The 24,921-nt window shown below is 61.9% G+C and carries 21 protein-coding genes and 1 pseudogene; 5 read left to right on the top strand and 17 right to left on the bottom strand.

Features of this window, described 5'->3' with window-relative positions; all coding sequences use genetic code 11:
* Positions 1 to 21: 21 nt before the first annotated feature.
* The 4 genes from ACR9Y2_RS25085 to ACR9Y2_RS25070 all read right to left on the bottom strand — a co-directional run bounded on the left by ACR9Y2_RS25085 (position 22) and on the right by ACR9Y2_RS25070 (position 4,514).
* Positions 22 to 1,764, bottom strand: a complete 1,743-nt coding sequence (locus ACR9Y2_RS25085; RefSeq protein ID WP_435044441.1) for a DUF5597 domain-containing protein — start codon at positions 1,762 to 1,764, stop codon at positions 22 to 24.
* 144 nt (positions 1,765 to 1,908) lie between these two features.
* On the bottom strand, positions 1,909 to 3,372 hold the full coding sequence (locus tag ACR9Y2_RS25080) for a PA domain-containing protein (protein WP_435044440.1): 1,464 nt from the start codon (positions 3,370 to 3,372) through the stop codon (positions 1,909 to 1,911).
* Complete coding sequence (locus ACR9Y2_RS25075; protein WP_435044439.1) at positions 3,314 to 3,796, bottom strand: post-PEP-CTERM-1 domain-containing protein; 483 nt, start codon at positions 3,794 to 3,796, stop codon at positions 3,314 to 3,316. Before ACR9Y2_RS25075 ends, ACR9Y2_RS25080 begins: the two co-directional genes overlap by 59 nt.
* A 16-nt stretch (positions 3,797 to 3,812) precedes the next feature.
* On the bottom strand, positions 3,813 to 4,514 hold the full coding sequence (locus tag ACR9Y2_RS25070; RefSeq protein WP_435044438.1) for a choice-of-anchor J domain-containing protein: 702 nt from the start codon (positions 4,512 to 4,514) through the stop codon (positions 3,813 to 3,815).
* Between the two features lie 345 nt (positions 4,515 to 4,859).
* Here ACR9Y2_RS25070 and ACR9Y2_RS25065 point away from each other — a divergent pair, with 345 nt between their 5' ends.
* Both ACR9Y2_RS25065 and ACR9Y2_RS25060 read left to right on the top strand, forming a co-directional pair.
* Positions 4,860 to 5,318: a GNAT family N-acetyltransferase gene (locus ACR9Y2_RS25065; RefSeq protein ID WP_435044437.1), complete on the top strand. Its 459-nt coding sequence runs from the start codon at positions 4,860 to 4,862 to the stop codon at positions 5,316 to 5,318.
* Complete coding sequence (locus tag ACR9Y2_RS25060; protein ID WP_435044436.1) at positions 5,315 to 6,547, top strand: MFS transporter; 1,233 nt, start codon at positions 5,315 to 5,317, stop codon at positions 6,545 to 6,547. Before ACR9Y2_RS25065 ends, ACR9Y2_RS25060 begins: the two co-directional genes overlap by 4 nt.
* 111 nt (positions 6,548 to 6,658) lie before the next feature.
* On the opposite strand, the gene ACR9Y2_RS25055 is transcribed toward ACR9Y2_RS25060, so the two are convergent.
* The 4 genes from ACR9Y2_RS25055 to ACR9Y2_RS25040 all read right to left on the bottom strand — a co-directional run bounded on the left by ACR9Y2_RS25055 (position 6,659) and on the right by ACR9Y2_RS25040 (position 11,732).
* The gene (locus tag ACR9Y2_RS25055) at positions 6,659 to 7,396 is read right to left on the bottom strand and encodes a DNA alkylation repair protein (protein ID WP_435044435.1); all 738 of its coding nucleotides are present in this window, start codon (positions 7,394 to 7,396) and stop codon (positions 6,659 to 6,661) included.
* Between the two features lie 52 nt (positions 7,397 to 7,448).
* Positions 7,449 to 9,062 (bottom strand): tannase/feruloyl esterase family alpha/beta hydrolase, encoded by a 1,614-nt coding sequence (locus ACR9Y2_RS25050; RefSeq protein ID WP_435044434.1) that lies wholly within the window; start codon positions 9,060 to 9,062, stop codon positions 7,449 to 7,451.
* A gap of 65 nt (positions 9,063 to 9,127) precedes the next feature.
* A complete protein-coding gene (locus ACR9Y2_RS25045; protein ID WP_435044433.1) occupies positions 9,128 to 10,381 on the bottom strand; it encodes a neutral/alkaline non-lysosomal ceramidase N-terminal domain-containing protein in 1,254 nt (417 codons plus the stop codon).
* A 28-nt stretch (positions 10,382 to 10,409) separates the two neighbouring features.
* Positions 10,410 to 11,732: a DegT/DnrJ/EryC1/StrS family aminotransferase gene (locus ACR9Y2_RS25040; protein WP_435044432.1), complete on the bottom strand. Its 1,323-nt coding sequence runs from the start codon at positions 11,730 to 11,732 to the stop codon at positions 10,410 to 10,412.
* A 151-nt stretch (positions 11,733 to 11,883) separates the two neighbouring features.
* Here ACR9Y2_RS25040 and ACR9Y2_RS25035 point away from each other — a divergent pair, with 151 nt between their 5' ends.
* Both ACR9Y2_RS25035 and ACR9Y2_RS25030 read left to right on the top strand, forming a co-directional pair.
* Positions 11,884 to 13,107, top strand: a complete 1,224-nt coding sequence (locus tag ACR9Y2_RS25035; RefSeq protein WP_435044431.1) for an L-lactate MFS transporter — start codon at positions 11,884 to 11,886, stop codon at positions 13,105 to 13,107.
* Positions 13,108 to 13,214: 107 nt separating this feature from the next.
* Positions 13,215 to 13,700, top strand: coding sequence for a hypothetical protein (locus ACR9Y2_RS25030; RefSeq protein ID WP_435044429.1), 486 nt, complete (start codon positions 13,215 to 13,217; stop codon positions 13,698 to 13,700).
* 15 nt (positions 13,701 to 13,715) lie between these two features.
* Here the strand turns inward: ACR9Y2_RS25030 and ACR9Y2_RS25025 are convergent, their stop codons facing one another.
* Positions 13,716 to 14,339 carry an NUDIX hydrolase gene (locus ACR9Y2_RS25025; RefSeq protein WP_435044428.1) on the bottom strand — a complete coding sequence of 208 codons (624 nt, stop codon included), beginning with the start codon at positions 14,337 to 14,339 and terminating at the stop codon, positions 13,716 to 13,718.
* A gap of 70 nt (positions 14,340 to 14,409) precedes the next feature.
* Between ACR9Y2_RS25025 and ACR9Y2_RS25020 the strand changes: the two genes are divergently transcribed.
* The gene (locus ACR9Y2_RS25020; RefSeq protein WP_435044427.1) at positions 14,410 to 15,471 is read left to right on the top strand and encodes a hypothetical protein; all 1,062 of its coding nucleotides are present in this window, start codon (positions 14,410 to 14,412) and stop codon (positions 15,469 to 15,471) included.
* Positions 15,472 to 15,481: 10 nt separating this feature from the next.
* Here ACR9Y2_RS25020 and ACR9Y2_RS25015 read toward each other — a convergent pair whose 3' ends face one another.
* From ACR9Y2_RS25015 to ACR9Y2_RS24980, 8 genes and pseudogenes are all read right to left on the bottom strand, one after another.
* The gene (locus ACR9Y2_RS25015; RefSeq protein WP_435044426.1) at positions 15,482 to 16,936 is read right to left on the bottom strand and encodes a M20/M25/M40 family metallo-hydrolase; all 1,455 of its coding nucleotides are present in this window, start codon (positions 16,934 to 16,936) and stop codon (positions 15,482 to 15,484) included.
* 103 nt (positions 16,937 to 17,039) lie between these two features.
* The gene (locus ACR9Y2_RS25010; RefSeq protein ID WP_435044425.1) at positions 17,040 to 17,948 is read right to left on the bottom strand and encodes a sugar phosphate isomerase/epimerase family protein; all 909 of its coding nucleotides are present in this window, start codon (positions 17,946 to 17,948) and stop codon (positions 17,040 to 17,042) included.
* Between the two features lie 236 nt (positions 17,949 to 18,184).
* Complete coding sequence (locus ACR9Y2_RS25005) at positions 18,185 to 18,892, bottom strand: hypothetical protein (protein WP_435044424.1); 708 nt, start codon at positions 18,890 to 18,892, stop codon at positions 18,185 to 18,187.
* A 659-nt stretch (positions 18,893 to 19,551) separates the two neighbouring features.
* Positions 19,552 to 19,884, bottom strand: a pseudogene (locus ACR9Y2_RS25000) (transposase); the annotation flags it as partial.
* Positions 19,885 to 19,966: 82 nt separating this feature from the next.
* Entirely contained in the window at positions 19,967 to 20,506 is a 540-nt protein-coding gene (locus ACR9Y2_RS24995) for a DUF2247 family protein (RefSeq protein WP_435044423.1), read from the bottom strand.
* Positions 20,484 to 22,619 (bottom strand): RHS repeat domain-containing protein, encoded by a 2,136-nt coding sequence (locus tag ACR9Y2_RS24990; RefSeq protein ID WP_435044422.1) that lies wholly within the window; start codon positions 22,617 to 22,619, stop codon positions 20,484 to 20,486. Before ACR9Y2_RS24990 ends, ACR9Y2_RS24995 begins: the two co-directional genes overlap by 23 nt.
* Positions 22,620 to 22,711: 92 nt before the next feature.
* Positions 22,712 to 23,932 (bottom strand): radical SAM/SPASM domain-containing protein, encoded by a 1,221-nt coding sequence (locus ACR9Y2_RS24985; RefSeq protein ID WP_435044420.1) that lies wholly within the window; start codon positions 23,930 to 23,932, stop codon positions 22,712 to 22,714.
* Between the two features lie 53 nt (positions 23,933 to 23,985).
* Positions 23,986 to 24,849, bottom strand: coding sequence for a carbon-nitrogen hydrolase family protein (locus tag ACR9Y2_RS24980; protein ID WP_435044419.1), 864 nt, complete (start codon positions 24,847 to 24,849; stop codon positions 23,986 to 23,988).
* Positions 24,850 to 24,921 lie beyond the last annotated feature (72 nt).

Raw genomic sequence — 24,921 nt, 5'->3', positions numbered from 1 at the left:
TCATCGCGCACGGCGCGGATTCTACTCGTACCGGTAGACCGTCACACGCATGACGGTATTCGGGCGCAAAGTGAGGATCTCACCCTGGCCGGTGTCGTCGCCGCCCAGCTGGCGGATAACGATCCATTTGCCTTGCTCGAACCGCCCCTCCTGCACATCGCCGATGCCGACGATGGCGGGTCCAGCCGACTTAGGGGTCAACCCGATTCGGAAGGCGCCGCCGATGCCGCCGAAGTAGAACTCGTTCGTGCCTGTGGCTGCCAGGATCGCCGCACCCTGGACGGGGGCTGCGTCGGGCGGCTGCGCTGCAGGTGCGGCCGGCTTCGCCTCAGGCGCGATCGGGATCCGGCCTCTGCCCAGGAACGAGACGTTCATCTGGTAGCCGCCGAGACTCAACTGTTGCGGCGCATCCCCCAACTTCATGCGGAGCGCGGTCATGGAATCCTTGCCCTGCTGTGCGGCAATCACCGGAGCCATGTTGGTGATGACTTTGTAGGCTGCGGCGAGCTCGGTGTCGGGCCCCACGCTTCTCTCGATGTAGAAGGGTGAGAAGCCCATCGCCCCGTGCTTGCCGAAGGCTACCAGCGCATTGGCCGGGTTCACTGAAGTTTCTGGGATGAAGAACGGGTTGCCGTTGCGGATGAAGCGTTCCGACACCTCGTCGAAGTACTGCAGGTAAATATCGGGCGTCAACATATCGCAGGCTGGCGCACCGGCCCGCCAGATGTCGTGTACCTGCGGCAGGGGCCCGCCGCTGGGATAAGTACCCGGCCAGGCCGTATTGGGCTGCTGCAGCCAGGCGTTCACGAACATCGGCAGGTTGTATTCGGCCTTGCCCTCCTCGATGATGCGGTTGATGTAGCGGGCGTATTGCCAGGCCATGAAGAACTCGTCTGAAGGCCACGTGAGTTTACGCCAGGTGGTCTCATACTCCTGCGCGCTCATGGGCGGGCTGCTGGTCTGGATGGGTATCTCGACACTCTCGGGTTTGCCGGGCCCGAACACCTCGGCCCACGTGCCGGACGCTTTGAAGCCGTTCACCTTCCAGGCGTCCAGCAGTTCCGGCGCCAGGGTGCCGCGGTGCTGAGCCAGGTGCCGCATCAGTTCCTGCGGTACGGAGGCGGCATAGGCGCGGTTCGCCGGCTCGGAACGATCGCGGGAATCACGCAGGACACCCACTTCGTTCTCCACCTGAATCATGAGGACTGTGTGGTCGCGCGAGTCGACCGACTTGAGATGGCGCATCATGGCGCGGAATGCCTTGGCGTCCGCGTCGCGGCTGGCGTCGCCGAAGGTGCTGAGCAGTTCCATGCTGCGGCCGGAGCTGAGGCGGATGCGCGGGAAGCGCTTGTAATCCTGTTTCACCCAATACGGCACGTAGCTGGAGAGGCCGTTCTTCCAACTGCCGAACCACAGCAGGACGAGTTTCAACTTGTTGTGCCGGGCCTCTTGCAGTAGGCCGTCCAGCAGTTCGAATTGGAACTTGCCTTCCTGCGGTTCCACCTGGGCCCACGACACGGCCGCCAATACGGTGTTCAGGTTGCCGGAGGCCAGGCGAGGCCAAATCGGCCGCATGTACTCCAGGCTGCTGGCGGAGTTGTTGCCCAACTCGCCCGCCACGGCCAGGAATGGCTGTCCATCGACGATGAGTTGTGTGGCGGTGCCTTGTTTGCGCAAGTGCGGAAGCTCCTGCGCACATAACGTAGCCGCCAGGGCGGCCGCGATCCAGGTGGAGGCGAAGCGAACGGTACTGCTGAAATGCATGGTTGTACTACCGGACTGGACTTAGTTTATAGACTGTCGCGGCGTGGAGCGCAAGTCAGGGCAAACCATGGCGAACAGCAGAGACACGAACGGCTTCGCCTCAGCCGTTGAACTGTGACGAAGCCGTTTGTAGTCAGGAGTTGATTAGTTCCAGCCGATGTCCTTCAGGAAGGCGAAGGTCAAATCATTGGGAACGGTGACTTCGTGGGTCAGGTCGCCGTTGATCGCCGGCTCCATGAGCAGGTTGGGGAAGGCGCTGACGTCGAAATGCGATACCGAAGAACCGCTCTGGAATGGGTTCGGGGCATACATCAAGGCATGGTTTAGGTTGTCGGCACCGGAGCGCAGGGTGAGGTCCAGGCCGAGAAAGGCAAAAACGCCTGAGTGGGTGCGCGAGCGTTTGGCCAGTGCGGCTTTCAGGGTGATGCCATCCGCGAGGGTGATGCGCACGGCGGGAATCGTGATCGATGCATCTGTGCCGCCGAGTCCGGGCGGCGGTGTGCCGGCGGCGTTGTCAGCAATGATGACACCCACTGCACCAGCAGCCTGCACGATAGCCGCTTTGGCCGTGAAACCACAGGTGCCTCTGTCCACCAGAGCGAATTTCCCCTTGACAGCCAGTGCGTTCGCCGCGGAAAGAGCGGCACAAGCAAGACCTGTTTTGCCGTCCGCCTGATCCACAACCGGCATGATCTCAGCAGTGACGCCGGCGGCGGAGAGGGCAGGGCCAAACGCGGCCGTGCCTACGAGGTAGTTCCCGGCCACCGATGCCGGAGCGTTGACGCGGAGGCTCGGCGAGCCGATCTGGAGGACGTTGGGCACACCGGCCGTAACGTTGGGTCCAGTCCACACCAGCTTGTTGCCGGTCAAGGCGGAGGCGGCGCGTTCAGCATTGGTCATGGTGTTCCAGATCTTGCTGGTCGCTGAATTCATCAGGAAAGCATCGGTGACGGTCGGGTAGCCTGCGTATTGTGCACCGGTTGATCCACTAGTGAAGGTCTGGAACCCCAGGCCGTGTGCAAATTCGTGCTGGAGAACAGTTACCAAGTCAACGTCTGTACCGTGGTTGCCGTCTAGCCCAAGATAGAAAAAGGTCCCGGTCAGGCAGCCCGGCTTCCCGAGATTGATGTTGAATGCAGCGGCAATGTCAGGTACACCGGGATGCGCTTCGGCCCCATAGAGCTTGTTGGTCAAAGCCTTGCCGTAGAGATGGCCGGCCAGGATCGCACCGGGGAAGTCGGCATACACTTCCGTGGCGCCGGCACTACCGAGAACCGCCCCTCCGTCATTGCAGGACAAACTGTCCCAGTATGCGCCGACAGTGATCGTCACGCTGCTGGTCAAGGTGGCGCCCCACTTGTTGGCTGCCGCCTGAAAAGCGATGAGCCTTTGCTGACCTAGCGTCGTGCCTGCGTTTCCACCTACCGGCAAAACCGGCGTCGGGTCGTTGAAGCCTTCTCCAGCATAGTCGTAGTTCACAATGATGATCGTCGCCGCGGCATTCAGCAAACAAGGGGCGAAGGCGGCCAGCGCCAGCGAAGCGAGGATTTTACTTCTCATCGAGAGCCCCCTTCGTGGTTGGAGCCGGACCGGCGGTGACGACGGCATTGGCTGCCTTGTCGCCAACTACACACGATTCCTTCAGCTTCCCGTCACTCGTCTTCGTGACGACCATGTAACTGCGAGAGGAGGCGGGTAACACGAATCCGATGCCCGCGCCGGTTGGAGACTTGAACTTCACAGGCGTCTCCGGGGCCACGGAAGCAACTGATTTCTGCTTCGACGCGGTGAGTGCCTGCACTTCGCCCGGTTCCGGAGCCCGGATCTGGCCGGTGACAGGATCCTTGAAGATCATCACTCCGCCGGCGCCCTCGACCGCGGGTCTTACAACTGACTCGGCAGTTCGGCCCGCGGCCTGGGTAGGCTTCGGGTCAGAGGGTTTCTGGTCAGCAGGATCGGCCGCGTTCACTACAGTGGCCGCCACGGCGAGAAGGGACGAAGCGAAAAGAAGTCGTTTGGTATGGTTCAACATGAATCTCCTCCAATGTCTATCTGCGGACACGACGAAGTCCGCCCAAAGCGAGTGCACCGAGACCGAGCATCATCAGGCCCATGCTCGTTGGCTCCGGGAGGGCCAGGAACTGCACGCTATCGATTCCGATGTAGTTCCCGTTCGTATTCGTGTCGGGCACGAGGTACCGGAAGCCGACGCGACCGCTGGTCGGCAGACCGAGGCCGCTGACAAAGATCGTGTACTGCTGCCAGCCGCCCGGATAGGTGGTGGGGTTCAGTAACGGGTTGACAGCCAGAACCAGATTGCTGAAGTCTCCCACCGAGGTATCGGTGGCCCCAACGTCTGTGCTTGCCCCGTTGGTGCTCAGCCGGACTTCCAGGCTATCGGCGAAGATCTGCGGCGCCTCCGTTCGGGTGTAGAACAGGATCGTCATGCCGTCGTGCAGCGTTACGACGGGAGAGAGCAGCCAATTGCTGACATTGCCCCCGGGGGCGGCGTTGTTGAAGTTGGCAGCGATGTAGGAATCCGTGGCGCCGCTCTCCGCGCCGAATACTCCAGGGGTCCCCTGGAACCATCCTTCAATGCCGAGCGGACTGCTGTTGTTCGTCATCACCCAACCGTCGCCGGACAGCGTGGTGATGTCGGTAAACCCTTCTTTCAGCAGTGGTGTGGCACATAAATTGAACCCGGCGGCAAGCAATAAAAGGCCGAGACTCAACGTGCGAAATCTGAGCATGGATCCTCCTCGGACTCTTCCGGGCAACAATCCTGGAAATAATCTTCCCGTGCCCGAAGATTGGTAAAGATAGTAACACATTACTCGGAACTAAGATCCGGTCAATCTGATGAAAGCAAACGGCCCAAAATCATGATGCTCTCGTCCAGTTTTTGGAGAATTTAAACCTGAGCCTGACAGGCAAACTATCAGTACTGTGCCGGATTTTGTATGAGCCACTGGAAGATTGGGCGAATTCTGCTCCGGCATCTCCCATGAGGCGGACCGCCTGGCGACTGGAACCAATCTCCCGCGGGAGGTCGAGTGCGGGTTGGATCGGATTGATGCAAACTGTTAGGCAAGCTTGTGACTGCTCCAACCATTGACCTTGCGCTCGACACCGATTTCGAGTGGTGTGCTCAGTTGATGTCCACCAATGATCCATGGCTCACCCTCGGCCGGGATTTTGAGACTTGCCTGGTGCGGTGCCGCGGACCGGAGTTCGTAGTCCTGCTAGCCCGCAACGGCGAGCAGAGAGCTGGATTCCTACTGCTGCATCCCACCGGCGTCGCTGGTTCACCATATATCGCAGCTATTGCGGTGAGTGCTGCGGCGCGCGGACAGGGGGTTGGATCGGCACTGCTGGCCGCGGCCGAGCGCTGGTTTCCCGCAGCCCGGCACATCTTCCTCTGCGTGTCCTCGTTCAACACCAGGGCGAAGAAGCTATACGAGCTGCGCGGGTATGTACAGGTGGGTGAGTTGCCGGATTATGTCATCGCGGGCGCGTCGGAGTTCATCATGCACAAGCGCCTGGAGCGGCCATGAACCGGCCCTGGCGCCTGGTCGCGCTGCTATCCGCAACGGCGACAGCCAGTTACCTGTGCAGGGTAAATGTCTCGGTGGCTGGCGTGATGATGATGCGTGAACTGGGCCTGTCTCAACAGGCGATGGGCCGAGTATTCAGCGCCTTCCTGGTTGGTTACGCGATTTGCCAGATTCCCGGCGGGATGCTCGCCGACCGGTTTGGAGCACCGCGTGTGCTGGCTTGGGCTGCGCTGGCCTGGGTAGCGGCGACTGCCTGGATGGCCGGTGCTGGCGCCAGCGTGGCCGCCCTTTTGGGTGCCAGGTTCGCGTTGGGCGTGGCGGAGGCGCCGACGTTTCCGGCCGCGGCGCAGGCTATTTCGCGGGCGTTGCCGGCCACTAAACGCGGCAGGGCGAACGGTTTGGTGGTGGCGGCCATCGGTCTGGGCTCGGCCATCGCGCCGCCATTGATCTCATACTTAATGGTCAGGTTAGGGTGGAGAACCGCCCTGATGATCTCTTCCCTGCCCGCATTGGTGGTCGGCTTGGGTTGGTTCTGGATGCGGCGACAGACGGTGACACCGACGCATTCGGTCCCGGTAGCCGCACCCTCAGGACGGCCGCAATCGCGCAGCTTTCTGCTGTTGACACTCAGCTATTCCCTGCAAGGTTACGTGGGCTATATCTTCGTGTTTTGGTTCTATCTTTACCTCGTCGATGTACGTCACTTCGACCTATTGCGCAGTGCGCTGTTCGGCAGTCTGCCCTGGCTGCTCTCCATCATCTCGATCCCTTTGGGGGGCTGGCTATTCGACCGGATTCCTTTCGACCGCAGAGTGATTCCGATCGGCGGGATGGCCGGATCCGGCCTGTTTATTGCCATCGGAGCCCACACGCAGCATGCGTATCTGGCCGCGGTTTGCCTGGCATTGGCGACCGCGCTGGTGCTGAGTGTGGAGGGTCCCTTTTGGGCCACGATGACGGCAGTGGCGGGCGAGCGCAGCGGCGCCGGCGGTGGTGTGATGAACATGGGCAGCAATCTCGGCGGGCTGATTTCTCCTGCGCTTACGCCAATCCTGGCCGCCTCCATCGGGTGGGAAGGTGCGCTGTTAGTGTCAGCGGTGCTGGCCATTTTGGCTGCATTACTCTGGTTCTGGATTCCGTCTCAGGAACTGCGCGCAAATTCAGGGTCCGACGGATGCCCTCCCCCCGAGGCGAACAAAACAGCAATTACACGCTTAGGCCAGGTTTAACAAGCGGTACAAATTATCAAGCGTGCAATAATGCAAGCGCTGATTTTGTAGAGTCAGGTTCTTCCACTTTTCTTCCCGCGAAGACACATCATTCGTGTTGCGCTACACTTTTTAGCCGCGTTTGGTGGCGGAAGCGCGTTTGGTCAGGTCTCTCAGCGCGTCCTTGCCGACCCAGCGCGCGCCTGGATGGGTGGAATCGGCTAGGCGCCGGGCGACGACCATTGCCGCCTGGCAGACTGCCGGACCGCGGCGGCCGAGTCCGCGCAGGGCCCAACTCACTCCCTTCTTCACGAAGTTGCGGTCGTCGAAGGCGGCCTTCTCGATGAGCGGCAGGCTGGAGAGGAACGGCTGGTCACCGGAACCCTTGTCGTGTCCGGCCAGGCTGGCCAGGAGGGCGAAACCGGCCCGCTTGATGAACTCCTCCTCGCATGCGCCCCATTCCGCGACCTTGGCCCAGGCATGCGGGGTCCGGTCGAATAGGCAGAAGCAGAGCGTATCGCATATGCCCCAATTGTCAAAATCACGGCACCAACGGTCCATTTGAGGCGGAGTGACCAGGGCTGGGTCGTCGACAAAGGCGGTCAACATGCGCGCCTCATAGACTCCCGTCGCCCAAAGTGCGGCGGCGAGTTCGTGGCTGCGGCCCAGGCGTTTCGCGATGGCTTGGATGTTGGCCATCGAGACGCCCAACGCCTGCTTCGCGTTGATGCCGAACCGCACCAGATTCTCACGATCGCGCGGTGTGGCGGCCTCTTCGAGCCAAGCTAAGGCCTGCTCCACCTGCTGGTTTAGATCGACTGACGGTTGAGGCTCGGCAGGCGCGGCTTTCTTCTTTGTTTTGGAGGGCATGGCGTCTGTCTGGCGGCCCGAGGGGCTGTTGCCGGGAGAATCTCCAGTTTGGTTATTGCGGCTGCGGCGGCGCTACGCAGGTGAAGTTGGCGGCCACATTGGGATCGCCGGAACCGTTGTAGCGCAGCACTTGCGGGTATTGGCACAGCGGCCGGGTGAGTGTCGTTTCCGGGTTGGCGGCGGCGCGGCCGGTGCCAATGAAACGCTGCGGGGCGATGCCCTGCTCCACCCAGCGGTCGAGCGCCGTGAGCAGATCGCGTTCAGGATCACCCACGAACTGATTGCCTGCATTGCCGAAGCTGTTCGGGCCGATGCCGCCCGCGCAATGGCCCATGCCCGGAACCAGGAACAACCGGTAGAAGCCGGCGATATCGTGGTCTTTGGCGCGCGGGTCTGGGAAGCGGCTCAGGAACGCGCGGACTTTCTCGTAGTAGTTGATGGAACCAAAGGGCGAGATGGCCGCGTCGGCCCAGCCGTGGTACTGGATGAGCTTTCCTCCATGAGCCCGGAAGCTGCGCAGATCGGGGCTGTTGGAACTGACCACCACACCGGCTTTCTCCGCGGCGAACGCGACATCTGAGTCAAAGTTCAGGGTGCGGTAGTCCCAGGCTGGATCCTCGAAAACGGCCTGGCCGAAGTATGAGTTGCCGAACTGGCTCTGAGGAGACTGCTGCGGCGGGTTGGCGATGATCCACGGGCGCCAGGCTCCGGGGATCGCTTCATGCCCTGGCGGGTAGCCGGGATAGATCTGCTGGCCGGTGCGTTCGTTTTTCGGACCGGAATAGATCTTCTCGAGGGCAACGAGCTGCGGTTCGGTGAGGCACTCGGCCGAATCGCCACCCCTGCAAACGAGGGTACCGGGGTCGAAGTGGCAAGTCCGGGGATCCTCGATGAGTCCATCCTTGACGCCGTCATTGGCATCACAGGCGGCGAGCACCGCTTTCTGGATGGCCGGCAGTTTCTCGGCCGGGATGGCACTCGCGGCATCCTTGGTGAGCGCCTGTTCATTCCAAACGAACCCGGCGAAGTGGTTGGACCAGTCGTTGGCGGGGGCTCCGGCGATGATGCCGTCGAAATCCTCGGGGTAACGCTGTGCCTCCATCAGGGCTTCGCGGCCCCCGTCGGAGCAGCCGAAGAAGTAGTTCCGCGACGGCGGTTTCTCGTAGTAAGCGCGAATGACGGCTTTGGCGACTAGGCCGGTCTCGTGGAGGGCCCGATGGCCGAAGTCGATCAGTTTTTCGGGGTGTCCGACGGCCCAACCGGCGGGTCCGCCCTCCGCGGTATTCGAATGCCCGTCATCGGTTCCGGCGGCGGCATATCCGCGCTGGATGAAACTGACAAGTGTAGAAACTGGGATCGCACCGGCCCAACCGCCATTGCCAGACTGCAGGTATTTGCCGTTCCAGCCGCTGGCCGGCAGCCATACTTCCAGCTTGATCTCGGAATCCGAGGTGGGGCGCGCAATCGCTTTTACGACACAGCGAGCCGGCACTTCGGCTGGTTTCGCTCCGCGATTGGCCCCGGGCAGCGGGCCGGCGGGCAGCGCGACAGCTGAAGTGATTTCGGTGTGCGGCAGTTTCAGTTCCGCCAGTTTCTCGCAAGACTGCTGCGCGCGGACGGACTGGCTGACGGCTAGGATTCCAAGCAAGGCGAGACGGTGGAACATGCGGTGGCTCCGGAGATGGACATCCTCAACAATAGTTGGTTTTGCGGGTCCTGGGGAGAGGCCGGCTATTTCCTGAGCCCTTGCAGGGCTACCTCGGCCAGAGCGGCTCCGGCCGGAGGCGTGAAGGGCGTAACGGTGGTTTCGTAGCCGCCTTCCGGAAAAGCCTTGGCTGTGGGTAGATAACCGAGCCAGCCGTTGGCATAACCCACATAGAAAGTATTCTTCATGGGCGACTTGGCGCGCACCTCCATGGCGATTTCGCAGAACAATTCAAGCGGGGCGGACCACAGGGCCGTGTCCGCATTGATCCTCAGGAAGCGGACAGGCAGGCGCACCTGGGATTGTGGTGTGAGATAGGCCGCGAGTTCCTCCGGCCACTGCAGGCCAGGCCTCAGCGGGGTTTCCAGGACCAGTTCTCCGGCCTTCAAGCGGACCGGAGTCGAAGCTGCAGGCAAATCGCGGCTGGCTTGCAGAATGCGGTCGCCCAGCAGGACATTGAACTCGCTGATGCGTACTTTCTTGAAATCGTCGTAAACGCTGTAGAGGGGCGCAATGTCGCCAGCGGACGAGTTCAGGAACAGCATGGGCGCCCCGAACTTCTGCTCAACGTAGTTGGCCACGATACCGGGCGCGTCGCCGCTGATGAGCTGGTTCTTACCGCTCAGCACCGTACCGTGCATGGCGTAGTTGGCCAGCAGAGCGATGGGCGAACCGTCGGCGCGATCGAGGCGGAGGAGCCCGACCTGATGGTCGACGGGACCGTCAGGATTGAGTCCGAGGGCAATGCGCCCCTTGTCGTCGCGGGCGCGGCGGTTGATGTTGGCGTTGGAGGTGGTGGCTCCAACGCTGAGGCGCGCCGGCTCCAGTTTGGTGCGGGCGTCCTGGATGCCGAAGATCAATTTCTGCTTCACTAGGCGGGCGTATTCCCAATCGGGCTCGTGATCGTAGCGGCCGGCGAGGAAGGCCCGCGCAAGGCCGGCTGGACCCAGTTCCGGAGCTGAATGGGTATGGGTGACCGTCCACCAGACATTCAGGCGATCGATGCCTGTCTGCTGTTTCAGTTCCTTGCAGAACTCCTCATAGAAGGCCGGCGAGAAGAGCGCGATGTCGGTGGAGATGAGGTAGAACTGGGTGGTCCCATCGTCCAGCGCCACGATGCGATGGAACAGCGGGTCGTGCACACCGGTGGACTGGCGGGCACCGTAGCCAAGCAGCCACTGCGGCGTGGTGGGCGTGATGTCGATTTTGACAGCGGCGGCGCGAAACTGGGCGGAGGCCGCCAGGGAGATGAGGAGCAGCGCAAGAATTCGAGTGGCCATGCGGGTCCTTGATTGTACTGCGATCTTGTTACGCGCGCAGGGCCGCGGGGTACGCCTTGCGGACGGCAGCCACGATATCGTCGATGTCCTGGCGGGTGTATTTGGGGCCAACCGGCACCCCGGCAAAGCGCGACAGGATGTCGATGGTCCGGGGACACGATGCGGCCCCATAGCGAATCGCCTTGCCGCGTTCGGACTGCCACGACGGCCAGGCCGGGTGGATGGTGATCTTATTCTCGATGTACGGCTGCACAGGCAGAATCACCGACCCGCTGGGCCCGTTGGCCGGCACATTTTCCGCCTTCATGAGTTCCAGGAATCGATCGCGCTGGGCCTTGGCATCGAAGCGGATGAAGACCGGAGCGCAGAGGTCACCGGCCGGATCGGGCCGCCCGCGAAAGCGCAGTCCTGGGATGGCGCCGAGGGCCTGGTAAACGCGCTCAGAGTTACTGCGCACGGCGGCCAGGATCTGATCGAGCTTGCGCAACTGCACGAGCATGACGCCACCCGAGAACTCGTTCATGCGGAGGTTCGTGCCGACAAAGGGAGAGAGGTGCGTTTCCCCCAGTTGATCCTTATGAGGCGCGAAGATGTTGCCGACGTCGTGGAAGCGGACAGCCCGCTCAAACAGTTCCGGATTGGAGGAGACGAGCGTGCCGCCTTCCCCGGCGGTGATGGTCTTGCTCTCCTGATGGCTATAGGTGCCGATGTCGCCCAGGGAGCCGAGACGGCGGCCTTTGTAGGAGGCGCCGACCGCCTGGGAGCAGTCCTCTATAACGCGGAGCTTGTGTTTCCGGGCAATGGAGAGGATTGGGTCGAGATTGGCGGGATTGCCCTGCAGGTGGACGGCGATGATGGCCTTGGTCTGTGGGGTGATGCGGGCTTCAATATCAGCGGGATCGAGGTTGAAGGTTTCGTCGATCTCGGCGAAGACGGGCAAGGCTCCGGCGCGGACGACGGCGGTGCAGTCGGAATGCCAGGTCCAGGCGGGCAGGATGACCTCGTCACCGGGGCCGATCTGGAGAGCGGCGATCGCGCATTCAAGGGCCGCGGTGCCGGAACTCACGGCCAAGGCGAAACGCGTGCCAATCTTGGCCGCGAACTCCTTCTCGTAGGTCGAGACTTTGACGGGTGCGACGCCGCGGCGGCCCGAGAAACGGAAGGGCACTCCGCTGTCGACCACCTCATCGACCTGCGCCTTTTCGGCGGAGTCGTAATAGAGCGGACCCCAGCTATCGGTGCGCAGCGGTTTGTCGCGCACGGGGGCACCGCCTTGAGCGGCGAGGGCAGGTTCCGAGCCGGCAGCAGTTGCGGTGGCGGCGGCGGAGGCGAGAAAGTTCCTGCGGTCCATGGTGTACTCCTTCCAGAGACGAGGCGACTCCCATTATTCAGCGGGCGCGCGGGAAAGGCAAAGCGGCTAGCGGTGTGAAGTGGCGGAGCCGGCTTGCGTGCCGGCGCGATATCCACTGCGGTGGCGGCGGGAATCGCCTACGATGTGTAGGATGCAATCGAACGACTGGGACGGAATGAACCGCTGGTGGCGCGTGGCCGGCGGGCTTTCCATGAACCTTGCGCTGGGCACGCTGTATGGCTGGAGCGTTTTCGTCGCACCGCTGGAGGCACAGTTCGGCTGGAAGCGGGCGGAGACCTCGATGGTCTTCACCATTGCGGTGATCGTCTTCGCGCTGAGCTTCGTGGCGGCAGGCCGGCTGCAGGACAAGTACGGCCCACTGGCGTGTTCCCTGGCCGGCGGGATCCTGGTGAGCCTGGGTTTCTATTTGTGCTCGTTCACGACGAGCCTGAACTACCTGTACCTGTGCTTTGGCGTAATTGGCGGCTTGGGCAATGGCTTTGGCTACGCAACGCCAATTCCCGTAATGGCCAAGTGGTTTCCGGACAAACGCGGCCTGGCCGTGGGACTGGCGGTGGGCGGGTATGGAGCGGGCTCAGCGATCTTCGGTCCGCTCTCACAGTTGAAGCTGATTCCCACCTATGGGTTGCCGGCGACGTTCCAAATTCTGGGCGCCATCTTCCTCGTGATGACCATAGCGGGCGCCCTGCTGCTGCGGAATCCTCCGCCCGGCTACCGGCCAAAGGATTGGACACCGCCCGTGGTGCAAGGTGCGGCTGTAAGCCGCGATTTCACTCCTGGCGAGATGCTGAGGACGCGCACCTTCTACCTGATGTGGCTGGGCTACGCGCTGGGTTGCTCGGCCGGACTCATGGTGATCAGCCAGTTGGTGCCATTCGCCAAGAGTGTCGGGATTGGAGCGGCTGCCTTGTCTACCATGACGCTGGTGGTGGGGGCCTTCGGCAATGCCTCAGGCCGGATTCTTTCAGGCTGGATGTCCGACCGCCTGGGACGGATCAACGTACTGCGCACCATGATTGGAATCTGCGTCCTGGCTATGCCTGCGCTCTATGCGGCCGGCAGCAATGTGGCCTTGTTGTATGTGGCCGTATTCGTCGTCTATTGGTGCTACGGTACGCAGTTGTCGGTAAACGGCGTGGCCGCGTCTGACTTCTGGGGGACGAAGAACGCGGGCATCAATTATGGGATTCTGTTCACCGCCTGGGGCGTCGCGGGGATCATTGGACCGCGGATCGGCGGTGTGCTCTACGACCGCTATCACGACTACCAGGCCGCGTTCTACAGTGCGGCCGCGCTGGCGGGCATCGCGCTGTTGTGCGAGTTGGGGGCACGGCGGCCAGGGGCAAAGTCCTAACTGAGGGCGCAGCAGCGCACCTGGCGAGACTCCTCTTTCGTTGGTTCGTCAACAGGTGTATTCTGCTCACGGTGCCCTGACCTATCTCAGACCTGAAAGTCCTATATATGCAATACCTCCAACAGGGGCTGCTGCCCGCCTTTGTTCTCGCGGCGCTGCTGTGTCATCCCCTCGGCGGGCGGGAACCGAAACCAATCTCCAATTGGTCGAACCTGAGTGGGCTCACCGCGGGATCGGAGATCAGGGTCACGCTCGCCGGGGGGCAGCAACTGCGAGGATTCCTGCTGCGCGTGACGCCGGAGTCGGTGCTGCTGAATGCGACAACCAGCCAGGAAACGCTCGCACGTGCCGCCATACTGCGGGTAGCGCTGAAGAAACCGGGGCGCCGCGGCCGGAATACACTGATCGGCCTGGGAATTGGCGCGGCAGGCGGGCTGGCCATCGGAGCTGGCATTGATGCACGCTCCAACTCGGGAGGTTGGTTCCAGAACGCGGGCAAAGGGGTGATCGGGCCGTTGGGTGCGATTCTCGGCACGGTCGTCGGTGTTGCCTGGCCCACTGGCGGGTGGAAGGACGTCTATCGAGTCCCTTGATGCGCGCTGGACCCTTCAATCGAACGACGTGGGCCATTCCGGATGGCGGTGGTGTTCGAACAGGTGCGCGATCAGGGCCGGTGTCACGCGCGTGAGCGAGAGTGGCGGGATCTCGTTCTCCGCGAAGAACTCGACGGCATCTGTCTCGTGACTGAGCTTGGCCTCGCCGCCGATGAGGTCACACAGGAAATAGAGCTTGTAGGCGTGGAATGGAATGGGCGGATGGCCGTGGAGATTGCGGTCGTACACGGCGGCGATTTTCGTGGCACGCACATCGTACCCCGACTCCTCTTTCACTTCGCGCACCGCGGCCTGGCTGGGAGAATCGCCGATATCGGCCCACCCCCCGGGCAGGGTCCACAGGCCGTCCTCGTGCTCCTTCACCAGCAGGATGCGCTCGTCCTGGAACACGGCGGCGCGGACGTCGACTTTGGGCGTGGCATAGCCCTTGTCGCGGCTAAACAGATCGAGGATTCGAGCGGCATCGGGAAGTCCCGCGCCAGCGGCCGCCATCTCAGCCGCCAGACGGCGCAGGGCTTGATAGCGTTCGATATCGTAAACGTCTTTCGCGTAAGTGAGCCCGGTCTGTGCGATGGCTTGGAGTTGCCGAACCCACGATAACCATTGCGGATCGTCCATGTTGGTGATTCCATTATCCGCAATCGAGGCTGCCCGGCGCGTAGGCCGAGGACCGGGTTATTCTGAAGAAATGCCATCAAAAATCGTTCAGCGGATTGAACGCGAACTGGGGATGGCTGACCTGGTGGAAGCGCTCTCAACGAAGCTGCCGGCCAGTGATTTGCGGTCCCTGCTGCTGGAGGTCTACCAGGTTCGCTCCAGGGCGGCGCAGGAATCCGCCGCGCTCGCACAAGCGGAGCGGGACGCGCTGGTCAAACCCAGCAGCGTCAGCTCACGTGATTTCGCTGCCTTCGATCTGGCGGCGTTCGAGACGGCGGAGGATTTCGATGCCCTGGATTTGTCTCCGGTATGCCCGCTGGGCGTGAGCTCCAAACTCGGGGGCACGCATCAGAACAACCTGCTGACGACGATCCGCAATGTGGAGGGTTTGGGTGATTCGACCATCGCCATGGCGCTGGAGGCCGCACAGCGGCGCGGCACGGGTGAGGTAATTCGTTTGTGCGCGAGCCACCGTGTGATCCGGCTGCAGCCCTTCCAGGGTTCGGGCTTCACTCCTCATTTCCGATTGTTCGCCATGGTCACCGCCGGCCGGGATTCCGGGTCGTGGAACTTCGAGACTCAACACCTGGTGGAGCACCTGCGTGTATATCTGAGTATGTTCCGGGTACTCGAGGCGGGCGGATTCGCGATACAGAACCCGTTGGTGGAACTATCCGATATGGATGCGATTGAGGCTGCCCTGCGCGAGGCGGGCGTCAGCCACGACGAGGTTCGTCAGAACATACGCGCGCATTGGTCGGACGGATCGGCCCGGTTTCTCGCGCAGCGCGGCATCGACTTACCATCGGATGCGGACCATGCAGTACTGGAACAAGCTGTTATAGAGCCATTGCGGGCGGAGTTTCCGGAGGCAACATTCCGGGTGAATCAGGCTCGACTGGAAGGATTGGGTTACTACCGGGGCTTTGCGCTGCGGATCTCCCCGCAGGCTCCGGATGGCAACCGGTATCCCGTAGCGGATGGCGGCTTCACCGATTGGACGGCGCGGCTGCTGGCGAATCAAAAGGAGCGGTTGCTGATCTCCGGCATCGGCAGCGAGCTGGTGTGCAAGAAATACCGCCACGCGGGCTGACGTCGCGAGTCTACTGGAAGAGGCCGCGTTTGCCTGATTCGAACTCGGCCCATTGCCCGAATGCCTTCATCTGCTGATCGAGCTTCGTATCGATCAGCAACCGTTCGACCTCCTGCCGGCTTTGGCGTTTCAGGCGGCCGGGACTTTCCGCCAAACCCCACACCAGGACGGAAGCGATGGCAGAAGTAATCTTCTGCTCACGCTGGTTCACACGGTCGAAGGTGTCGGACTCGGCATGGTAGTCAGGCAGATAGGGAATAGGATCCTGTATCCCGACAAGATTCGGCACACCGGAAAGCAGGAAATCGAAGTTGTCGGTGCCATCCATCGCATCGATCAGATGCTCTGAGGAATTGAAGCCGCCCAGCGGAGCCAGGGCCGAATTTACCTCGCCGCGCAGATCCTCACGGCCATTCAGGTAGAAGCCGCTCAGACGGCCTGAGCCGGTGTCGAACGTGACCGTCGCAACAAATTTATCGAGTTCCGCATGATGCCGCTCGACATAGCGCCGCGAGCCCCACATCCCCTGCTCTTCCCCGCTAAAGAGCACGAAGCGGATGGTCCGGCGTGGCACGATGCCGAGTTCCTGGAAACCGCGAGCGATATCCAGGATCATCGCCACGTTGACGCCATTGTCCTCGGCCCCGGTGCCGAGATCCCAGGAGTCGAGGTGGGCTCCGATGAGAACGACTTCTTCGGGTTTCTCCCGGCCACGAATCTCGGCCACGACATTTTGCGATTGGTACTCTCCGCCGGTCTGGTTCTGCAGATTGAGACGGACCCTGACCTCGCCGGAGAGCGTCAACCGCCCGAGGCGCTCCGCCTGCTCACGGTGCACGATGGCGGTAGGCACCGGCGCAAGAGAACCGTCCATGCTCATGGGATGGCGGTAGAGCAGGCCGCGCGGCCGTGTGGATTGAAGCAGCAGCGCAGCGGCGCCGGACGACTTCGCCGCGGCCATCAGGCTATTGTTCCGAAGGTACTCCGCGAAGAGGTCGTCAAATGTCTTCATCTCCTTGCTCCGGACGAGCACGATTGCGGCCTTGGCCCGAGCACCCAGGCGGGCAAAATCCTGCTCAGTGCCTTCGCCTGCGTCCACTACGGGCGCTTCAATGGTGCCCTGCGTGGACGGGGTGAATGGCGCCGCCGCCAGTCGCAGGGGGAACTGCGCCGGCGAAATGGCGGAAGCCTCGGCAGTGCCAGGCAGCCAGAGCTGCGGCATCTTGAACGGTTCAACCGAAACAGAGGTCAGTCCGGCCTGGCGAAACGTCTTGGCCGCCCACGCAATGGCGCGTTCAGATGCGGCAGAGCCTGTGGGCCGGCCGCCAATGCCATCGCACAGAGCATGCAGGTCGTTCCAAATCGGAGTTTCTCCCAAAGCACGCGCGGCCAGGCGCCTGGGAGCGTCGTTCTCCGCGGCTGCCGCAACCGCCGCACACAGAAATAGTAACCTCGTGAATTTCATTCGGAACTCCGTCACCCCTCTATCTGGAACGTCTGAAGTCAGTATAGGGCCAGCAATGCCATGCCCGCCGTTGGAACGGAGCTTTGCCGGTTGGGATGGGCCGCTACGGGGCGAGTGCCTGATCGACAAACGCCTTGGCCAAAGCGAGTTCGGCCATGGGCTCTGTCCCGCGGCCGCGAAAGACGTAGTTCTCGATCACGACAGGTCCGGCGAAGTGCGCGGCTTTCAGCATCTTCAGGCATTCCTTCACGCCGGCCTTCCCTTCCCCCAGGCGGGCCTCGGCGCCCAGGCGGGCTGGATCCTCGGGCTGGAGTCCGTCCTTGACGTGGACCGAGGTGACTTTGGGTAGCAGTTTCCTGAGCGCCGCCGGAGCGTCGTCCTTGCCGTACAGCACCAGGTTGGCCATGTCGAAGTTCACGCCTACATTGCGGTGGGCCACCTGGCCGAGGAACTGCAGCAGTTCGTCCGCGCTTTCCTGGCCGGTCTCCAGCGAGATGGTGACACTGTGTTTCGCGGCGTATTGCGCAACGTCCCTGACCGCATGGACCAACCGTTGATAGTCGGGATCCGTGGGCTGGGCGGGCAGGAAGCCTACATGAAAGGTGACGATCTTTACTTTGAGGGCGGCCGCGAGGTCGACGCACTTCTTCGTGTAGGCAACGCGCTGATCCATGAATGCCTTGGGCACGAAACCGACGGTGGCGCGAATGGTGGGAATGTCCTTGTAATTCTCGCCGTCATAGACGGCAACTACGGCGCTGGCCTGGACCCCTGTCTCATTCAGGAGGGCGGCGAACTCTTTGGCTCCTTCGGGTGAGTAGAAGCGGTCTGGCAGCTTGCTGACCTGCACCATCCGGAGGCCCAGGGAGCGCACCGCCTGCAGGGCCTCGCGGGGGTCGGTCTTGCCGGTGCAGCGGAGAAAGATGCCGATGTGCCCCAGCTGCAACGAGGTGGGCGCGGCGCCCCAGGAGAGGAGGCTGAGGGTGAGGACGGCTGAGAGCAGGCTGCGCATGTTCCCACGATAGACCAATGGTTGGGACGGGGGCAGGACTTCGCTTCACGAGGGAAGAGAGCCAGCCGGGGTCCGGGCCCGGTGACCGCTGGCGACGGCTGCCCCGTCTGGGATATACAGGTGAAATTGTCAAAGAACAGGGCCGGTGCTGTCTCCGGCTGGGGTTGCGAGGGTCAGCGGTGACCGTTACTGGCTTCGATTCGTCAATGCGCGGCGGCTTCGCCGGGACTCGACCGTCAGAGGCGAGTGAGGTCGTAGTTCATGTTGGGCAGGCCGTCCGGACCGACCAGATTGGCTTCGTTCCGTGGAACCCGGATCGGCTGGAGGTCGGCGATGGGGTCCTGGTTGTCCGGATGGTTGGAATCGATGCCGGTGGTGAGGTGCTCGAGGGCCCGGCGGGGGCGGCCGTAGCCTTCATAGAAGAAGAGTTCCTCGGTGTTTTTGGTCAGGCGGGTGACTTCGGCCAGGGGGACGTTCTCGCGGATGCCTTTGACGACATCGGGGTGCTGCTGGCCCAAGGCGGCGCGCTCGGTTTGGAGTTTGCTCAGCTCTTTGATGGCGCGGTAGAGGCCGCGTTCGAGGTCTCGGCGGTAGCGGGCGTAGCGCTCGAGTTCGCCGGCGTGGGTGTTGGTTTCCGCCAATGGGTCCGTTTCGGCAAGGATGAGGCACTCGAACGATTCGATGCGGCGGAGGTTCCAGGTATGGGTGAGGATGCGGTGGAAGATCTCTTCCTCGATGCAATTCGCGGGCCGGGTATCGAGGCGGAGGGCGGCTTCGAGGGCTTGGAATTGAGCACGGTCCTGGGGCGTGATGTTGAGGTGTTGGGCGGTGAAGCCGTGGCTGCGGGCGTTCTGGGCGGCGCGGGCCTTGCCGTCGATGGTGACGGGGCCGGTGGACCGTTTCGCGTTCGCCTGGTTGGCGTTGATCTGAGCTGCGGTTGCCATAACTGAAATCTCCTTGTAAATGAAAAATGCCGGCGTAGGTGCCGGCGCGATTCGACTGTAGCTGGTGGGGTCAAGGGATAGTGGCCGTTTTGGAGGGGTGGGTGTTGAATTGAAAGGAAATATAGATTTTCGGCGCCTGTGACTCAACAAAGCTTAATGTGGGAATTGGGGGAGAAGTGGGGTTGGGCGCGTGGGTTCTGGTGGGTGGATGTGTGGGTGGGACCCGGTGGGAGACGTACCGGGCTAGTCGCTCCCTGGCGCGTGGTTTGAGGCGATTCCGATGACGGATTCTGATTTGGGGCGGCGGTGTGGAGCGCTGGGAATGCTTGGCTTGGACTTGGGGACAGTCGCACCCGTCCCGATGGGATTTTGCTCCCACTCATTGCCTACTGTTTCGTATTTTTCGTGTGATTTGGCGCAGGTTTGGCAGTCTGGGCTGGCTGGCGTGGCCGTTTCGGGCATGGCATCGGGAGATGGCGCTGAACAGGATGAACGAGTCGAGCGAAATTGTCGTTCCTCTGGGTGAAGAGCCCCAATGGGAGGGCGGATTCGCGTCGATTGAGCTGGGACGGGTCAGGCTGTCGCCCTTTCAATGGGAGGGCGGATTCGCGTCGATTGAGCTGGGACGGGTCAGGCTGTCGCCCTTTCGTCGCCCTTTCCTGCCGAAACGTAGAGATGGTGTCGTGATCTGGATGCTGGTCAGCGGCGAGGTAGCGGAAGGGCACCTCGTCAAAGGTGGCGCGTTCCAACTGACGAGAGCTTCGCTTGCCTACGGCATAGCCATAGACCAGGAGACGAACCAACAGAACCGGATGATAGGCGGCCTTGCCGCGGCCATCCTTGCGCGCATGGGTGTCGAGGATGGGGCTCAGATCCAGGGCATCGACGACGTTCGCGACGAAGCGAGCCAGGTGGCCCTCGGGGAGCCAGTCCTGCAGGGAAGGAGGGAGGAGAAAGGGCTGATCCAGATCACAAGGCCGAAATCTCTTCATTGGGGATAGAGCTTGGATGTAGCCAAGACCAATGAGGCTTCAGCAAATCGGCGGCGGGCTGGAATCTATTTCCGACAGGCTCTCAGGCTGTCCCCTCTTCCTCTAGCAGCGCACCCGCCTTCTCAAGGTACTCCCTCCATAACCTCTCGGCTCTCGTGCCGAACGGCTCACCGGGCAGGACGGGCTCACTTGCAGGCATCCAATTTACCAATCCTTGAATTTCGTCGGGATATCCGAAGTCAGCATATATCAGCTCAATGATATCAAGAATGTTCGGAAATTCAGATCGGTGTTCATGTAGCCATCTAAGTAAGATGTACATCCACTTCTGCTTCGCGATCGATTCATTTACAGGACCAGACCTGTCCGCGAGGCATCTAGCCAGATCACCAGCACTCCCGGAATCTTGCTTCGTCAAATAGGCTAGATCCATCAAAACCTTATCGTCCAATACAGAGTCAAGACGAGCCTTCGCGCATTCGGCAAGGCCTCGCCAGCCGAGAATTCCCATCTCATACGCCCAAACTATCTCGGGCCAAGTAAGAGGCACGATACTCCGAGAGAGTTCGACTGGGATGGGTAGCAGCCCAGAAACACTGCTAAGGCTTAATGGGTTTTCCATTGATCGTGCCTCCTGGAATAAACTGCTGGTGAGTGATCTTCTGAATGGTGGGATCGTAGATTATTTCTACTTGACCCATTATGTCATCTATCGTCGCAGAAAGTTGGACCAAGATGCGCTTTACGCCGTCGCCACCGGTAATCCAGAACCTGGAACCGGATTGGCGCAATTCGTCGCTCAGAAATGCAACTGGACGGTGAAACCTGTCGTTCTTGGCCAGAGCCGAACCAATCCGCTCTACCTGCGAGAACGCTTTCGGCAAGAGTAATTCGAGTTCTGTTTCCGCGGCCGCGACCGCAGGAGTTTCAGCGCTTCCACCTGTCTCAGCAAACACCGCCATGCCGACAACCAAGCTGAGGCCGGGTGTGGTATTGAGGAAGGCGCTTGCCTTGTCCATCCCGTTGCCGACTGTCTTCAATGCGGCAACTGTTGCGACTTTCGCCTTCTCGCCTATTCCATGTGCGGCATTCCAATCGGCTAAGAACTGGCACCCAGCGCCTTCGGCATGCTTGCCGGTGCAATCCAGATGACCATCCGGATCGATACCCGAAAGTGGGTTGTTCCGAACGTAGCCGTAGAGATTCAACGTCTGCGGATCGGTCAAATCAGCGTAGGGCACAGGCTGAGGCACTGCCGACCAATCCGGACTCGTCCACCGCCCCTGCGCACTGCTCAGATACCGCGCCCCAAAGTAATCCAGATTAAGTCCCGACTCGTAATCCCTCATCTTGCCGGTAAACTTCGGTTGCACCCCGTCCGACGTCACATAGCCAGAGATCTGAGGGCGCTTTCCGTAACTGCCATTGATCTCCCAGCCGAACGGTGTGTAGTCCCACCGCCGCACCGGCGCACCCTGCTCGTCCGTCACCAGTCGGGTCGAGCCCAGATGGTCCACCGTCAAGTGGCAGGTCAAGCAACTCGGTCCGTACGCCGCCGGTCCGCCGTACTCCGCCACCAATTGTCCTGTAGCGTCGTACACGTAGGTCGTCGTTTGCCCGCCGCTCACCTTCTGCACCCGCCGCCCTTCGCCGTCGTACAAGTACTGCGTCGTCCCCCCGTAAATCAACGTCGCCTGGCGGCTCTCCGCGTCATACGTCATGCTCCGGCCCGCGGCTGACGTCAGATTGCCCGCGCCGTCGTACCCAAAGCCCGCCGAGTTGCACCGGTTATTCGCCGAATTGTAGGAATTGCACTTCAACCCTGACGGCACCACGCCGACCGAGTCCACGAAGGTCATGTTTCCATACTGGTTCCCATACGTGAAGGTGTGACTCCAGCCCGTCGCGCCATTGGGCGTCTCCGTCGCCGCGGTCAACCGGTTCACTCCGTCATAAGTGTAGGCCGTCGGCCACGAGACTGCGCCAATCGTTTGCTTCTGCGACAGCACGTTCCCATTATTGCTTGCGCACGACGCCCCTTCGCTCGCGCAATAGAAGTTCTCGAGTTTCCACAGCGATGCTGACTTCGTGGCCTCAATCGATTTGGTCTGGAGCCGGTTGTTGAATCCGATGGCTTCGACCACCCCATTGCCCAAGGTGATCTGGCTGGGCGGACCGCTGGGGTCATACTGGACTCCGGTCACGAATCCGCCAACTGTGTTCACGCGGCCCGCCGCGTCGTAGCCGTAGGAGACGTGCCGGCCGGATGGATAATAGATATCGGTCAGCCGCCCCTGGCTATACAGATACCCGTCGTTGGGTGTGCCGCTGGCTTGCTGAAACGCGTAGGAGCTACCGCCCGTAGTTTGCTGGCTCCACTTGACCAATCCCAATTCCTGGTGGCGGTAATGGGTCGAGGATGTCGAATTGCCTACCCACGTCAAAAAGCCGAGTTCGCCACTCACCGCGGAGCCAGAGCAAGCGGTCCCGACATAGAGTTTGCCGTCATAGCACCGGTTCTCCTCCGGAGTGGTCACCCCGGTATACGTCTTTTTTGTGAGGCGGTCCAGCGCATCGTAGGTGGAGGTGAAAGAGGCTCGCGCATCGCCACGACTCGTCAGATTGCCATTCTGATCATAGCCGTACGTGACCGTTCCAGACTCCGGATTTATGGCCTGCCTGAGCCGGCGCAATGAATCGTAGTCGAACGTTCGAGTCTGCGAGCCCTGCGTCACCTGCTTCGTGATGGGCCTTGCCCACGTTCGCGCCGGCCGTGACTACTACTCATCGAAGTGGTCGTATATCGATCGAACTGGCCGAGCCATATTCACCTATTCCGACCAGTCGAAACAATACCGCAAACCTTAGTAGGGAAGGGTCCGGGCACGTGACAATTCGGCTCAGTCACGGCGTCAAACCGGATGGCCTGGGACAAGCCGCAACACCGGAAACACATGGGCATGGGCCGGGTTTGCTCGTACAGGCGGCGATAGCCGGCCATGGCCGCACCGTGCCACACCTGCGTGATGGAGTCTCGCCCGATCTGCCCCAGTTGTTTGCCGCTGACACAGACCGCCATTCGCCCGTCGGTCTGGATGTCGAGCCGCCGGTAGGGCAGTTCGCAGAGCAGGCCGCGGGCTGCTTCGCGCGTCGAGTAGTACGTGTCCAAATCAATGTCCCAGGCATAGGCGATCCTCAGCCGGAGCCGTCGATTTGCGGCTAGCACGCGCAGGAGCGAAGCCTTCAGGTCCGCCACCTGGAGGGGATTCAGATAGACATCGCCCGGGATCGAATGCGCGACGACGGCGCCGGTGAGGCCGTGCAGCAGGGCGAACTCCTGGTGCCGGGCGTGGGCATTGCGATTGACGTAGAAGTAGTTGGAGAGGCCCCAGGAACGGACGCCCAGCTCAGCGACGAGCTGCTGGATGCAATCGAGGTGGGCATGGTTCACCCGCGTGATGGTGGTGAGGATGCGGAGCATGGGGAACGCGCCGCGGCCCCGCGCCTGCTGCACGGCTTGAATGCCGGCACGGATCCGGCTCAACGAATCCTTCACTCTGCCGCGCGCGGCTTGCGATGGCTCGTCCCAACCGTCGACCGAGATCTGGAGCACGGGCAGACGGGCTTTCACCAGGGCTTCGGCGTGCTGCTCCAATTTCAGGCCGTTGGTCGTCAGGGCCGCGAGGACACGGCGGCGCGAGGCGAGTTGCACGGCCTCGCCGATGCGCGGGTAGAGCAGCGGTTCGCCGCCAATCAGGTCGACGACCGGCTGATGAGGCGAACATTCGGTCAAGACCGAATCGAGGATCTCGAAAGGCATGTCCCCGCCGTGGGCGAGGCCCTCATCGCGCGCGTCCTGCACGGCGCACATCGGGCAGGCGAAATTGCAGCGATTGGTCAGGAAGAGCCCGAGGCGCCGGGGGAAGGACGTGGCGCCCGGGGTCACGGCGCCATCACGCAGGATGTGAAGGGCGGCCAGTGGGAACCGGAGGGCCATCCGCGCGCCGTCCGCGGAAGAGAGCAGAGTCAATTCGCGAAACCGGCTCATGCGTTCAGTGTAGTTGCCCGGAGACGGCAATGTAGATTTGCGGGAGCAGAGTGCTAGCGGGCCAAGGAACCGTACAGCTCCGGCCGCCGGAAACGAAATGAGTATTCGAATGCCGCTCGCGCATCCAACAGTCCTTGTGCCGGGAAGTCCGACACCAGCATCGGCCCGGTTGCTTCGGCCAGAACTGCGCCGCCGGGACCAAGTGTCATCGCACCGCCCGCGAACGACTGGCTTGCGCCCGCGAACGCGACGTCCCCCAGATAGTTGCAGGCAACGCCATAGATTCCATTTTCCGCGCAGCGGGCCTGCAGGACTGGACGAGCCCACGCTCCCCAGGCCTCGGCAGTGCCGGGCGCCGGATCGGCCGCGAACGGGAACAGCGCGATTTCACAGCCTTGCACCGCCAGCAGTCGCGTGGATTCCGGCAGCAGCGCGTCGAAACAGATGTTCACTCCGATGCGCCCCAGCGGCGTGTCTACCACGGTGGGGACCCCGCCGCCGTTGTAAACCGCCATCTCAAACATCGGGATGTGCATCTTTCGCCAAAATCCGAGAAGGCGGCCTTCGCCCACCAGCACGTGCGTATTGAAGAGCACATTGCCGGCATTCTCCAGCAGGCCCGCGGCAAGGAAGACGCCGGCTTCCGCGGAGATTGCCGCCAATTCCCGAACGGCCGGGCCTTCCAGCGGCTCCGCCATGCCCCATGCACCTTGCAGCACGGCACGCAGCCACGCTGCATGGTCGCCCACGGGATGATTGGGAATAAAGCCAGTCACGCTCAATTCCGGCAGCAGAACGATGTCGGCGCCCTGTTCCGCGGCCTGGCGTGTACAGCGGCGGATGGCCTGCAGGTTCTCTTCAGTCCGGGCGGGATGGCTCTCCGCGCAGACGGCCGCGACTCTTACGTTCGATTTCATCAGGATTCGGATCTATCCTCGCACGCCGGCACCACACGGGATCAACTGCCTCACCCGAGTGGCACATTCCGC

It is taken from the genome of Paludibaculum fermentans (assembly GCF_051172195.1).
In the GTDB taxonomy this organism is placed as follows: Bacteria; Acidobacteriota; Terriglobia; order Bryobacterales; family Bryobacteraceae; genus Paludibaculum; species Paludibaculum fermentans_A.
Note: the sequence above shows the minus strand (reverse complement) of the source record. Positions and strands in the feature narration are given on the sequence as shown.